This window comes from Streptococcus sp. GMD4S, assembly GCF_000296955.1.
Window position 1 is genome coordinate 1 of the sequence record NZ_AJRE01000039.1, and the last position, 12,546, is coordinate 12,546.

Consider the following 12,546-nt stretch of genomic DNA (forward strand, 5'->3'; position numbering starts at 1 on the left):
GCTTCCCCCATATTGGTCAAGGATGTCAACTGGGCATTTGGCAATTGTTCCTTGACCATGGTTTCTGGCACAGTTCCCTTTTGAGCTGCGATATTGGCACTTGCGAGGCTTGTAAGATCCTTGTATTTGTCTAAATCGGCTTTTCTAACCAAGAAACTCATCTTATTTTCATAGTAAGGGATTGAAAAGTCAAAGACTTCCTTTCTCTCATCTGTAGCACTAATTCCTGCTATGGCCAAGTCAGCCTTTCCAGTTTGAAGACTGGTCAAGACATTGTCAAAACTCATGCTAGAGATTTCAAGTTTAACCCCAAGCTCGTCTGCAATTGCTTGAGCCATATCAATATCTGCACCAACCACTTGGTTTTTACCATCTACCAAGGCTTGGAATTCAAACGGCGCATAGTCTGGGCTAGTCGCCACAACTAGCTTCCCTTTTTGTTTGATAGCATCCACAGCAGACTGGGAACTATCCGTTCCTGACTGGCAAGCTACTAAAATCATGCTGGCAAGCATACTACACACAACTAATATCCATTTCTTAAACTTCATAAATAAACGACCTTTCTGTTAATTCTGAATAATTATAACTCTTTTAAAAATAGTTGTCAACCCTTTTAGAGATTTTGATTGTAAAACAATTCTTTTCATAAAAAAGAAGACTGATTTATTTTAATCAGCCTTTTCTTCTGTATATTTAAACCGTTTCTTATAATTCGACAATCTTACCTGTTTCAAAGTAAACAACCCATTCACAGATATTTTTTGCGTAGTCTCCAATACGTTCCAAGAAAGAAATGACTTGGAAGTAATCACGGCCTGTAACTATAGCTTCAGGATTTTTCCTAATTTCTTCTGTTGCCAAATCTCGGATGCTATCAAAGTAATGGTTGATTTTTTCATCCATCGCCGCTACTTCGTAGGCTTGATCCACAGAACCGTTGAGATAGAGATCTAGGGCTGCTTCGACGAAATTTTTCACGTCGCGTCCCATCTTTTTGATTTCTTCTTCAACAGAAGGGATACGTTGCTCCCCCTTCATACGAATGGTCGCCTCAGCGATAGACACTGCATGATCTCCCATGCGTTCCACGTCTGACACTGCCTTGAGAACGGTCAAGACGGTACGAAGGTCTTGCGAAACAGGTTGTTGGAGGGCGATCATTTCAAATGATTTCTTTTCCAACTTCACTTCATATTCATTTACTTCTGCATCGTCTTCGATGACTTCTTTTGCCAAATCACGGTCATGCGTAACAAAGGCACGCACTGTACGATTGATCTGTGAGAGCACTTCTTGTCCCATAGCATAGAACTGGTTGTGCAATTTCTCCAAATCTTCTTCAAATTGAGATCGTAACATCATTCAACTCCTTATCCAAATTTTCCTGTAATATAATCTTCTGTTTCCTTGTTTTGTGGCTCTAGGAACATCTTCTTCGTATCATTAAACTCGATCAAATCCCCATCTAGGAAAAATCCTGTTTTATCAGAGATACGTGAGGCTTGTTGCATCGAACGCGTTACCAAGAGCATGGTGTATTTATCTTTCAGACCATACAAGGTTTCCTCAATCTTACCTGCAGAAATAGGATCCAAAGCTGAAGTTGGTTCATCTAAGAGGATAATTTTGGGACTGGTTGCTAGGACACGAGCAACACAAACACGTTGTTGTTGTCCACCAGAGAGACCAATGGCCGAATCATGCAAACGATCCTTTACTTCATCCCAGATAGAAGCACGTTGCAAGGCTTTTTCTACTGCTTCATCCAAAACATGTTTATCCTTAACCCCATTGATACGTAGGCCATAGACAACATTTTCGTAGATAGACATAGGGAAGGGATTGGGCTGTTGAAAGACCATACCAATTTCCTTACGCAATTCAACCGTATCGGTACGGGGGCTGTAGATATTGTGACCATTATAGACCACTGATCCAGTTGTTGTCACCTCAGGATTTAGATCGCCCATGCGGTTGATGGCTTTGAGCAGGGTGGACTTTCCTGATCCAGAAGGACCAATCAAGGCCGTTATTTCCTTAGGTTGGAAAGAAAGGGAAACACTATTCAAGGCCTTCTTTTTATTGTAATAAACGGACAGGTCTGACACCTGTAAAATCGCTTCTGACATACCGTTTCCTTTCTAACCAAAGTGTCCCGTTACATAGTCATTGGTTGACTGTAACTTAGCATTTTGGAAAATATTGGATGTCTTATCGTACTCAATCAAATCACCCAAGTAGAAAAATCCTGTGTAGTCACTTGCACGCGCAGCCTGTTGCATACTGTGGGTAACGATGATGATGGTAAAGTCCTTCTTCAATTCCAACATGGTTTCTTCCAGCTGGGCTGTCGCAATCGGATCCAAGGCTGAAGCAGGTTCATCCATCAAGAGGATATCTGGCTTGACAGAGATGGCACGAGCGATACAGAGACGTTGCTGCTGACCTCCAGAAAGCATCAAGGCTGATTTGTGAAGGTCATCTTTGACCTGATCCCAAAGGGCAGCCTGTCTTAGAGAGGTTTCTACAATTTCATCAAGTACTTTCTTGTCCTTAACACCTGCACGTTCATGAGCAAAAGTGATGTTGCGGTAAATAGACTTAGCAAATGGATTTGGACGTTGGAAGACCATTCCGATATGCTTGCGCATCTCATAGACATTGATTTCTGGACGGTTGACGTCAATCCCTCGGTAGAGGATTTGACCTGTGACCTTGGCAATATCAATGGTATCATTCATCCGATTGAGACTGCGAAGATAGGTAGATTTCCCAGATCCAGAAGGACCAATCAAGGCTGTAATTTTATTTTTTTCAAATTGCATATCGATGCCCTTGATGGATTCATTTTTACCATAGTAAACATGTAAATCCTTAGTAGAGAGGGCCACTTTTTCTTCAGGGAAAGTGATGATATGCTTTTCATCCCAGTTATATTTTGACATGGCTTCTCCTTTAGGCAGCGGTTAATTTCTTGTGTAAATAGCTTCCGAGTTTGCGAGCTCCAAAGTTAAAAATCAAGATAAAGATGAGGAGCACGGCGGCAGAACCAGCAGATACAATGGTAGCATCAGGAATGGTTCCTTCACTGTTGACCTTCCAGATGTGGACAGCTAGGGTTTCTGCTTGTCGGAAGATTGAGATAGGGCTGGTAACACTGAGGACATTCCAGTTAGACCAGTCAAGGGCTGGAGCGGATTGTCCTGCCGTATAGATAAGAGCGGCGGCCTCACCAAAGATACGGCCAGATGCCAAGACAACACCCGTTACGATACCTGGAAGGGCTTCTGGAATGACGACATGGACCACAGTCTCCCAACGAGAAATTCCAAGGGCCAGACCAGCCTCACGTTGTGTATGGTGAACGTGTTTTAAACTGTCCTCAACATTTCGAGTCATCTGAGGAAGGTTAAAGACTGTCAAGGCCAAGGCACCTGAAATGATTGAAAATCCATACTCAAACTGGACTACAAAGATCAAGTAACCAAAGAGACCCACAACGACTGATGGTAGAGAAGACAAAATCTCAATACAGGTACGAATAAAATTAGTCACAGGTCCTTTTTTGGCATACTCAGCGAGGAAAACACCAGCACCCATAGATAGCGGAACAGAAATGATCAAGGTAATGACCAAAAGGAAGAAGGAATTGTAGAGCTGAATTCCGATACCCCCACCTGCTTGATAAGAGGAGGATTTCCCAGTCAAGAAAGACCAAGAGATATGCGGTAACCCTCTCACCAAGATATAGAGAATCAAGGATGCCAAGATGGCAACGATGATACCCGCGATGGTATAGAGGACAGCTGTTGCAAGTTTATCTAATTTCTTAGCGTGCATAGTTTTTCTTTCCTCTTTCTTTCGTAATCAATTTAATCACACTGTTAAAGGCCAAACTCATCAAGAGCAATACCAAGGCCAGTGACCAGAGAACGTTATTATCAACCGTTCCCATGACGGTATTTCCTATACCCATAGTCAATACAGATGTCAAGGTCGCAGCTGGTGTTGTTAACGAGGTTGGGATAACTGCTGAGTTTCCGACAACCATCTGAATAGCAAGGGCTTCACCGAAGGCACGCGCCATCCCAAAGACCACTGCAGTGAAAATACCTGAACGTGCTGCTTTCAAGGTCACACGCCAGATGGTTTGCCAACGAGTGGCTCCCATAGCTAAACTAGCTTCACGGTAATGACGAGGAACAGCACGCAAGCTGTCTGTTGTCATAAAGGTTACAGTTGGTAGGATCATGACAAAGAGAACGAAAATCCCTGACAAGATCCCAAAACCAGTTCCACCAAAGACGCCACGGACAAAAGGCACCACAACTTGCAAACCGATAAATCCATAGACTACTGAAGGAATACCGACGAGGAGTTCAATGGCTGGTTGCAAAATTTTTGCACCCTTTGGTGAGACTTCTGTCATAAAGACTGCAGCACCAATAGCGAAGGGAGTTGCGATGAGGGCTGATAAAATCGTCACAATAAAGGAGCCCAAAATCATCGGAAGGGCACCAAATTGTTTCCCTGAAGGATTCCAAGTTTGTCCAAAAAGGAAATCAAAGATGTTGACCCCATTGACAAAGAAGGTCGATAAGCCTTTTTGGGCTACAAAAATCAAAATCATGGCCACAATGATAACAATCAAAGAAAGGCAAGTGAAGGTCAAACCTTTACCAAACTTCTCAAGGCGAGAGTTCTTTGAAGGAGAGAGTAATTTTTTTGATAATTCTTCTTGATTCATTATTGACCTCCTTCTACTGCTGTAACGGTACCTGAAGCATCCTTTTGGACTTTCATTTCATTGATAGAGATATAGCCCATGCCCTTAACAATTCCATTTTGGGCTTCATCTGAGAGGACGAAATTCAGGAATTCAGCAGCTAACTCATTTGGCTGACCAAGTGTGTACATATGTTCATAAGACCACAAAGGCCAGTTGTTGGTCGTTACATTCTCAGATGTAGGTTCATACCCATTCAGTTTCATGCTTTTCACGGAGTCATCTACATAGGCAAAAGCCAGGTAAGAAATGGCTCCAGGGGTTTGGGATACAATGGACTTGACCATCCCGTTAGAATCCTGTTCTTGACTCTGCATTGCCGCTTGGCCATTCATAACCACCGTATCAAACGTCGCTCGTGAACCAGAACTTGCTGCTCGGTTGATGATTGAAATGGCCAGGTCTTTGCCCCCAACTTCTTTCCAGTTGGTCACTTCACCTGTAAAGATTTTGCGAAGTTGCTCGGTTGTGAGATTTTCAACATCCACTTCCTTGTTTACAATCACTGCAAGACCAGCCACTGCAACCTTGTGGTCTACCAGAGCTGAAGCATCGATTCCTTCTTTTTCCTCTGCAAAGACGTCAGAGTTCCCGATGTCAACTGCTCCAGACTGGACTTGAGATAGGCCTGTACCCGATCCTCCACCTTGAACATTGACTGTTTTTCCGATGTTTCTAGAACCAAATTCATCTGCTGCCGCTTCGACAAGAGGCTGAAGAGCAGTTGAACCAACGGCTGTCATGGATTCTCCACGATCAATCCAGCTAGCGCATCCTGCTAGAGAACCTGCCATCAAAAGAGCTGCAAGAGACATGACGAGCTTTTTTCTTTTTTTCACTGTTATTCTCCTTGAACATAATGATAAATGTTCTGATTTCTTCCGTTTGTCCTGATCATCTAATTATCATCAATGATTGTCCCGCTTTATTTTATCTAGTCATTCTTAGGAGCGGACAATTCCATCGTATAATATAAGTAATAATGAAAGACTATCAGAAAAAACTCATACTTCCACTATAACATAGAATAGGCTCTTTGACTAGCTTTTTCACCTGAATCTGAGTCCTTTTGGATAATAATTTTTCAAAACATTTCCCGTTACCTTGGCAAAGCCTAATCCGTTTCCTTGAACCAGAACTTGGTACCAACCATTTGGTCGAGCTTCAGACAATTGAACAGTCTCACCAGCCACATATTTTACAAAGTCCTTATCATTGATTTCGACACTTTGTTTTACTTGGCTTGGTTTCAAGGCTAATCCGAGAGCAAAGCTTGGTTCGAAGCGTTTCTTCTTAAAAGTACCCAGATGGAGCCCATTTCGGGCAATTTTGAGTTTCCCTAGATTAGGTAGCATCTCTGGCAAGAGATAGAGCTGGTCTCCAAAAGTTTGCAAGATACCAGTTAGATTGACTCGCAAGTATTTTTGAACAAAATCATGCCACAAGTTCTGCTGTTCCCGACTGAGATTGCTTTTGCTAGCTTTGAATTTAGGTGCGGGATTTTGTCCCTTAAACTGCAGGTGGGCAACAAACTGGCCTTCTCCCTTGAAATGATGAGGATACATCCGCGCCGTTTCAGGAAGGTTAATTCCTGCTACCATACCGTTCACATGCTCGACTGGAAGCAGTTCAAAATCATAAGTATCCAGTAACCAGTGGACGATTTCTTCATTTTCTTCAGGTGCCCAAGTACAGGTAGAATAGACCAAACGGCCACCTTCTGCAAGCATGGTCACTGCATCTTCTAAAATTTCTCTTTGAAGACTAGCACATTGGCTAGGATAATCGGTACTCCAATAATCCATGGCATCGGGCTGCTTACGAAACATCCCTTCACCCGAGCAAGGTGCATCAAGGACAATCACATCAAAGTAACCTTTAAAAACCTTGGCCAATCGGTCAGCAGATTCATTAGTCACAACAACGTTTGTCGCTCCAAATCGCTCCATATTTTCCACTAAAATCTTAGCACGCTTGCTTGAAATTTCGTTGGAGACAAGGACTCCCTGATTAGCCAGATAAGCTGCTAGTTGAGTGGATTTTCCACCTGGAGCCGCCGCCAAGTCCAAGACCTTCATACCAGGACTTGGTTGAGCTACCTGAGCCACCATTTGGGCTGCAGGCTCTTGAGAATAAACGAGACCTGTCGCGTGCTCTGGTGACTTCCCTGAGACCTTGCCATAATACCCCCAAGGTGTATTGGGAATAGCATCAGCAAACGATAACTGACTTTCTTTTAAGGGATTGACCCGAAAAGCCGAAACCGCTTCTTGTTTAAAAGAGGCAAGAAAGTCTCTTGCCTCATCTTCTAGTATCGCTTCATATTTTTCAACAAATCCTTCTGGAAATTGCATTTAGTTTTCTTTCCTTTCGTAGATATAAGACTGAATCTCTTCTTGCATCTCGATTGGCACCATCATGACAGGCTGACGCGTTTTAAAATCAGCGGGCTCACCCGATACCGTAAGAAGGCGATAACCCAGACTTTCCCCTAAGATACTGGCCGCAGCGTAATCCCATGGTTGCAGGTTGGTAATATAAGTCAGAAGACGACCACATAAAACCTTGGCAAAACTAATAGCCGCACTGCCATAGACACGGACTCCCAACGCTGCTCGACCCAAATCCGCCAAGCCCCACTCATTGCTTTCAAACATACCTGAGTTACCGGCAACTAAAAATTCTTGAAGAGGTTTCTTTTTAAAAGGCGGTAAGGGCTCATTATTGCGAAAAGGAGGAAAGGCACCACCACCATGGTAACAATCCCCTTTCATGACATCATAAATGATACCGAATTTCCCAACCCCATTCTCAAAGTAGGCCAACATCACGGCAAAATCTTCCTTCTGGGCGACAAAGTTATTGGTACCATCAATGGGATCAATCACCCAAACATTCCCCTGGCCGACTGCCGTACGCAAACAGCCCTCTTCCGCGCAAATCAAGTCTTCTGGATAAGATGCTAAAATTCTACCAACCAAGAGATCCTGAACTTCCTTATCCAAACGCGTCACCAAGTCGGTAGGTGAAGATTTTCGCTCGACCTGCAAATCTTCTTGCATGTGGGCCAAAATGTAATCTGCAGCTTCCTGCACAATCTGTTTGGCAAATTCAAATTTAGTTTCCAAGAGAAATCTTCCCTTCTCTTTTTTCTTTTGCTAATTGAACTGCATGATAGAAGGAATAACCGCTCGCTGTCTCAAATTCGCGACCTAAGCGTTTTTCTTCGCTTTTGCTCGGAACCACAGACTTAAATTTCTTGTAGGAATCTAGCAGTTTTTTAGCTTCTACCTTGTCTTCATAGGCAGCTTCAACATCATTAAAAAAAGAAAGCACTGAAGCAAGTTCTTCAGTGCTCCACGACAAATCTAGTGGGTAACTATACTGTTTGTTCATCTATCCTATACCAGCTCTCAATGTTGCTTCTTTCAATTCTTGTTTACGGTAACTACGAGGGAGAAAAGCACGAATCTCATCTTCATTAAAACCGATCTGCATGCGTTTTGTATCTATAATAATTGGGCGACGCAAAAGACTAGGATATTGCTCAATCAACTGAAGCAACTCCGATACTGAGATACTCTCTACATCAATATCCAATTTTTGAAAAATTTTTGAACGAGTTGAAATGATGTCATCAGTACCATTTTCGGTCAAGGAAAGAATATGTTGTAATTCTTTTCTTGTTAAAGGACTAGTCATAATATTATGCTCTTGAAAGGGCACTTTATGCGTCTCTAACCAAGCCTTTGCCTTACGACATGATGTACAACTCGGTGATAAAAATAGTGTAATCATGCTTTTCTCTTCTTTTATCTATACTTGCTATTTCTATTATACAAAAAAATAAAGCGCTTGACTAGGTATTTTTAGAAAAAAAGCCTATTTTTTCATAGAAAATAGACTGTTTTCTGCAAAAATCTCCTGCTTTGCAAGTTTATCTTTAGGATAACCTAACAATAAATAGGGAGTCGAGCAACTTCTCTCGTTTTTTATTAAAAATACAGAATTTTTTCCACTATTTCCTTGAAGCTTTAGCAAGAAGGAAACCAAACATTCCTTCATACAAAGCAAAGAAAAGTAAAAAGGCATGGAGAAAGAAAGTCTCTGGCAAAATCCAAATAACGGGATCCTTTGCTGGATCAAAAAGCCAGGTATCATCTCCCACAAAGAGAATCTGATGGAAAAGAGTAAAGAATTGCTCAAAACCAATTAACACTCCTACAAGGCCAATGACTAGAGGCAATAGCACTAAAGTCAGAATACTTTTACGATATAGAGGTAGAAATCCTTTTTTCACAATCTTTCTAACAAAGAAATAGAAACTTGGAAGTGTCACCAAAGTGACTAGCTGAACCAAGTGGAAGAGATTTTTCACCACCGCAAAATGGTGTAAACCTGCAGCTGATGAACGAAAATCTGGCATCTCTAAGACCTGACTAAAGGGATTGGTCAGGTAATTCATTAAGATATGAAAATTGTACTGAATGGTTTCGGGCTTTAGATAGACTCGATTCGCTAAGTTCAGCCACTCAATTTCCAAAGGATAGAAAATCCATGCCAGATAAATGGTCAGTAGGATAGAAAGGGAGAGGAAAAAGAGCATACTTCCCCAAAAGGTCAGTTTAGTTTTCATCAAAATTCCACTCCGCAAGGCTAGAAACTACATGAGTTGGTGCGATTGGCAGATCTGCTACTTCTTCTGCCTTGGTAAAACCTGTCGTCACCAAGAGAGTTGGAATGCCATTGTCAATTCCTGCTCGGATATCTGTCAGGTAGTTATCCCCAACCATGAGCAACTCTTCTCTTTTCAAGCCTAAGTGCTCAACTGCCTTATCCATAATGATAGCATTTGGTTTTCCGATATAAACTGGTTTTACCCGTGTAGCGACTTCAAGAAGTGTAATTAGTGAACCAGCACCAGGCAAGAGACCACGTTCCGTCGGGATATTGAGGTCAGGATTGGTTCCGATAAAGTGAGCCCCCTTTTGAATGGCTAGAGTCGCCGTCGCAAATTTTTCATAGTCGACTTGCCAGTCCAGTCCAACTACCACATAGGCAGGATTTTCCTTGTCTTCCGCATAACCTGCCGCCTGGATAGCATCCTTGAGCCCTGCTTCACCAATGACATAGACTGTCTTTTCCAGTCCCAAGTCGTTCATATAGTCGATGGTTGCCAAAGTCGCTGTGTAGACAGTTGATAGAGGTGTATTAATGTTAAAATTCTGAGCCAACATCTCTTGAACACTCTCAGGAGTACGAGTTGTATTATTGGTCACAAAGAGGTAGGGAATTTCTCTTTTTTGTAACTCATGGACAAAAGCCTCACCCGCGGGAATTCGGTCTTTCCCCTTGTAAATGGTTCCGTCTAAATCAATTAAATAACCTTTATAAGCCATATCGTCCTTTCTAATTGCCTTCAATTTCTTGCCACGTAATCATAGCTTGAGCATTGATCTCCCCATCACTGATAATCTCATGCTTGCTTTCTAGTCCCTTGAGTTCATAAGCTGAAGCAATCATTCCACCTGGTCGCACTTCTTTGACATATCTGAGATTGATTTTCTTTGGAATATACTTGGTCAAAAAATCTGCTCCCATAACCTCAAAAATCCAATCCAAGTATTTACTGTTATTAACATGACCATTCATATCCAAGTCGTAAAAACGAACATGGTAGTCTTTACTGAACGGGTTTTCTAGATTTGCATACTTTGGCCCACGGATCAGTTTTTTATCAAACTCAGACTGATAAGGAGCAACAATCTCCGGTTCGACAGCATGGACTTTACGACTGTCTCTGTCCATAAGAACAAAGGTTGCTACCATGCGAATGATTTCTTGACCTGCTTCATCATAGATAGTGAAACGGCGGTAGCAAAAAAGACGATTGTAAGTCAACGCTTCTGTTTCAATCGTAATCTCCTCAGCAAAGCGAGGCAAGCGTACCACGTCAATCGCATAGTCTGTAATAATCCAGACCAGATTGTAGCGTTCTAACACATCCTTGTCGCTAACTCCCAGCTCAATCGATTGCATACCTGATACTTGCAAGGACAGCAAAATCACATCTGGAAGTTTAATATGACCGTTCATGTCCGCCATATCAAAAGGAATTTTCATTTTCATTTGATAAGTTAAGCCCATTGTTCTACTCCAAAATAAATCGTTCTGCTACAGTGTCTCCCAAGAAGAGACCCCTCTTTGTCATTCGGACACGATCACCGTCGATCTGCATAAGTCCTTGTTGAACCAAGTCTCTGATGATTTCGCCATAAAGTCCATCAAAGGATCGTCCGAATTTCTCCTCAAATCGCGCCATAGAAACCCCAGATTTTTTCCGGAGGCCTAGGAACATTTCTTCTTCCATCTGCTCCTTTTGAGTCAGGTGTTCTTCTGTTATCCGAGCATCTCCTGTCTCTACTGCATTGAGATAGTGGCGGATAGGACCGTGGTTTTTATAACGAATTCCGTCCACATAACCTGAAGCACCCGCACCGATACCATAATACTCGGCATTATCCCAGTACATGAGATTGTGGCGACTTTCAAAGCCAGGCTTGGAGAAATTCGAAATCTCATAATGCTCAAAACCAGCTCGCTCCAGTTCTGCGATGATGTACTCAAACATCTCCGCTTCCAGTTCCTCCTTGGGCAGGGGCAATTTCCCACGTCGCATGCGGTTCATAAAGACCGTATGGTTTTCCAAAATCAAGCTATAAAGGCTCATATGAGGAATATCAAGCGAGATAGCCTTAGCTACATTGTCCTTGACCTGAGCCATAGTTTGACCAGGTAGAGCGTAGATTAGATCGATGGAGATATTGTCAAAGCCAGCCAGTTTGAGGCGGTCGATATTTTCATAAATATCCTTCTCCAAATGACTGCGCCCAATCTTTTTCAGCATTTTGTTATCAAAGGTTTGCACGCCTAGTGAAACACGATTGACTGGCGACTGTTTCAAAACTGCAATCTTATCTGCGTCCAAATCGCCTGGATTGGCCTCAATGGTCAACTCTTCTAAGGCTGACAAGTCTAGATTTTTAGTCAAACCATCCAGTAGCACTTCTAATTGCGGAGCTGACAAAGCTGTTGGCGTCCCACCTCCAATGTAGAGAGTTCGCAACTTTTGGATATCATAAGAACGAAACTCCTCTAGTAGATGCTTCAAGTAACTATCTACTGGTTGATTTTTAATAAAAACTTTTGAAAAGTCACAATAATAACAAATCTGTGTGCAAAAGGGAATATGCACATAGGCTGACGTTGGTTTTTTCTGCATAGTATTTATTATACCACAAAGACTGGTTTCCAGATAAAAATCACCATCTCCAGAACCAGAGATGGTGATGTTTTATTCTTCTGTAATATCAATAATAATCTCTTCTTCGTCTTCTACGATATCTGGAGTTGTTGACTGTTCTTGCCACTGCTCCTTGAGATTGTTAAAGGTTTCCTTTGACGCTTCTGTCGCTTGTCGAGCACAGCTTTTAGCTTGGTCAAGGACACTATCAAAAGTGATTTCACCAGATTCTACTTGTTCCTTTGTTTTCAGCACAAAATCCGTTGCCTGTTCCTTCACTTCTGTCAATTTCTCACAGACTTGCTCTCTAGCATATTCTGGATCTTCTCTCAAATCATCTAGAAAATCCTGAGCTTGACTACAAACTTGCTTACCCTTGTCACTCGTCAAAAACAAAGCAAGAGCTACACCTGAAACAGTTCCTAAAAGGATAGAGGATAGTTTTCCCATAAGA

General features: G+C 42.2%; 16 protein-coding genes. All 16 read right to left on the minus strand.

Features of this window, described 5'->3' with window-relative positions:
- A partial coding sequence (locus GMD4S_RS03830; RefSeq protein ID WP_044129767.1) for a transporter substrate-binding domain-containing protein occupies window positions 1–551 on the minus strand: 551 nt, incomplete at its 3' end.
- Between the two features lie 157 nt (window positions 552–708).
- Window positions 709–1,362 carry a phosphate signaling complex protein PhoU gene (phoU, locus tag GMD4S_RS03835; protein ID WP_000946469.1) on the minus strand — a complete coding sequence of 218 codons (654 nt, stop codon included), beginning with the start codon at window positions 1,360–1,362 and terminating at the stop codon, window positions 709–711.
- Window positions 1,363–1,373: 11 nt separating this feature from the next.
- Window positions 1,374–2,132 carry a phosphate ABC transporter ATP-binding protein PstB gene (gene pstB / locus GMD4S_RS03840; RefSeq protein ID WP_001287328.1) on the minus strand — a complete coding sequence of 253 codons (759 nt, stop codon included), beginning with the start codon at window positions 2,130–2,132 and terminating at the stop codon, window positions 1,374–1,376.
- A 12-nt stretch (window positions 2,133–2,144) separates the two neighbouring features.
- The gene (gene pstB, locus GMD4S_RS03845) at window positions 2,145–2,948 is read right to left on the minus strand and encodes a phosphate ABC transporter ATP-binding protein PstB (RefSeq protein ID WP_000049851.1); all 804 of its coding nucleotides are present in this window, start codon (window positions 2,946–2,948) and stop codon (window positions 2,145–2,147) included.
- Window positions 2,949–2,958: 10 nt separating this feature from the next.
- Window positions 2,959–3,843 carry a phosphate ABC transporter permease PstA gene (pstA, locus tag GMD4S_RS03850; protein WP_000543051.1) on the minus strand — a complete coding sequence of 295 codons (885 nt, stop codon included), beginning with the start codon at window positions 3,841–3,843 and terminating at the stop codon, window positions 2,959–2,961.
- Window positions 3,833–4,750, minus strand: coding sequence for a phosphate ABC transporter permease subunit PstC (gene pstC / locus GMD4S_RS03855; protein ID WP_001070948.1), 918 nt, complete (start codon window positions 4,748–4,750; stop codon window positions 3,833–3,835). The genes pstA and pstC overlap by 11 nt, the downstream gene beginning before the upstream one ends.
- Entirely contained in the window at window positions 4,750–5,628 is an 879-nt protein-coding gene (locus GMD4S_RS03860) for a phosphate ABC transporter substrate-binding protein PstS (RefSeq protein ID WP_000746360.1), read from the minus strand. Before GMD4S_RS03860 ends, pstC begins: the two co-directional genes overlap by 1 nt.
- Window positions 5,629–5,838: 210 nt before the next feature.
- A complete protein-coding gene (locus GMD4S_RS03865) occupies window positions 5,839–7,143 on the minus strand; it encodes an RsmF rRNA methyltransferase first C-terminal domain-containing protein (RefSeq protein ID WP_001160238.1) in 1,305 nt (434 codons plus the stop codon).
- Window positions 7,144–7,917, minus strand: coding sequence for an inositol monophosphatase family protein (locus GMD4S_RS03870; protein ID WP_000448243.1), 774 nt, complete (start codon window positions 7,915–7,917; stop codon window positions 7,144–7,146).
- Window positions 7,907–8,185: a UPF0223 family protein gene (locus GMD4S_RS03875; RefSeq protein ID WP_001041963.1), complete on the minus strand. Its 279-nt coding sequence runs from the start codon at window positions 8,183–8,185 to the stop codon at window positions 7,907–7,909. The genes GMD4S_RS03870 and GMD4S_RS03875 overlap by 11 nt, the downstream gene beginning before the upstream one ends.
- Complete coding sequence (locus GMD4S_RS03880; protein WP_000631261.1) at window positions 8,186–8,587, minus strand: Spx/MgsR family RNA polymerase-binding regulatory protein; 402 nt, start codon at window positions 8,585–8,587, stop codon at window positions 8,186–8,188. It lies immediately after the preceding gene.
- A gap of 220 nt (window positions 8,588–8,807) precedes the next feature.
- Window positions 8,808–9,425: a TIGR01906 family membrane protein gene (locus GMD4S_RS03885; protein WP_000850605.1), complete on the minus strand. Its 618-nt coding sequence runs from the start codon at window positions 9,423–9,425 to the stop codon at window positions 8,808–8,810.
- Complete coding sequence (locus tag GMD4S_RS03890; RefSeq protein WP_000323533.1) at window positions 9,415–10,188, minus strand: TIGR01457 family HAD-type hydrolase; 774 nt, start codon at window positions 10,186–10,188, stop codon at window positions 9,415–9,417. Before GMD4S_RS03890 ends, GMD4S_RS03885 begins: the two co-directional genes overlap by 11 nt.
- 10 nt (window positions 10,189–10,198) lie before the next feature.
- Window positions 10,199–10,936: an acyl-[acyl-carrier-protein] thioesterase gene (locus GMD4S_RS03895; protein ID WP_000524799.1), complete on the minus strand. Its 738-nt coding sequence runs from the start codon at window positions 10,934–10,936 to the stop codon at window positions 10,199–10,201.
- Between the two features lie 4 nt (window positions 10,937–10,940).
- The gene (gene hemW / locus GMD4S_RS03900) at window positions 10,941–12,071 is read right to left on the minus strand and encodes a radical SAM family heme chaperone HemW (RefSeq protein ID WP_001170102.1); all 1,131 of its coding nucleotides are present in this window, start codon (window positions 12,069–12,071) and stop codon (window positions 10,941–10,943) included.
- A gap of 72 nt (window positions 12,072–12,143) precedes the next feature.
- Window positions 12,144–12,542 (minus strand): YtxH domain-containing protein, encoded by a 399-nt coding sequence (locus GMD4S_RS03905; protein ID WP_000517402.1) that lies wholly within the window; start codon window positions 12,540–12,542, stop codon window positions 12,144–12,146.
- Window positions 12,543–12,546: the final 4 nt, after the last annotated feature.

What these genes read in the sequence shown, in the direction of transcription:
- phoU (WP_000946469.1), bottom strand. Translation starts at nt 1,362, where the DNA reads ATGTTACGATCTCAATTTGAAGAAGATTTGGAGAAATTGCACAACCAG.
- pstB (WP_001287328.1), bottom strand. Translation starts at nt 2,132, where the DNA reads ATGTCAGAAGCGATTTTACAGGTGTCAGACCTGTCCGTTTATTACAAT.
- pstB (WP_000049851.1), bottom strand. Translation starts at nt 2,948, where the DNA reads ATGTCAAAATATAACTGGGATGAAAAGCATATCATCACTTTCCCTGAA.
- pstA (WP_000543051.1), bottom strand. Translation starts at nt 3,843, where the DNA reads ATGCACGCTAAGAAATTAGATAAACTTGCAACAGCTGTCCTCTATACC.
- pstC (WP_001070948.1), bottom strand. Translation starts at nt 4,750, where the DNA reads ATGAATCAAGAAGAATTATCAAAAAAATTACTCTCTCCTTCAAAGAAC.
- GMD4S_RS03865 (WP_001160238.1), bottom strand. Translation starts at nt 7,143, where the DNA reads ATGCAATTTCCAGAAGGATTTGTTGAAAAATATGAAGCGATACTAGAA.
- GMD4S_RS03875 (WP_001041963.1), bottom strand. Translation starts at nt 8,185, where the DNA reads ATGAACAAACAGTATAGTTACCCACTAGATTTGTCGTGGAGCACTGAA.
- GMD4S_RS03880 (WP_000631261.1), bottom strand. Translation starts at nt 8,587, where the DNA reads ATGATTACACTATTTTTATCACCGAGTTGTACATCATGTCGTAAGGCA.
- GMD4S_RS03885 (WP_000850605.1), bottom strand. Translation starts at nt 9,425, where the DNA reads ATGAAAACTAAACTGACCTTTTGGGGAAGTATGCTCTTTTTCCTCTCC.
- GMD4S_RS03890 (WP_000323533.1), bottom strand. Translation starts at nt 10,188, where the DNA reads ATGGCTTATAAAGGTTATTTAATTGATTTAGACGGAACCATTTACAAG.
- GMD4S_RS03895 (WP_000524799.1), bottom strand. Translation starts at nt 10,936, where the DNA reads ATGGGCTTAACTTATCAAATGAAAATGAAAATTCCTTTTGATATGGCG.
- hemW (WP_001170102.1), bottom strand. Translation starts at nt 12,071, where the DNA reads ATGCAGAAAAAACCAACGTCAGCCTATGTGCATATTCCCTTTTGCACA.
- GMD4S_RS03905 (WP_000517402.1), bottom strand. Translation starts at nt 12,542, where the DNA reads ATGGGAAAACTATCCTCTATCCTTTTAGGAACTGTTTCAGGTGTAGCT.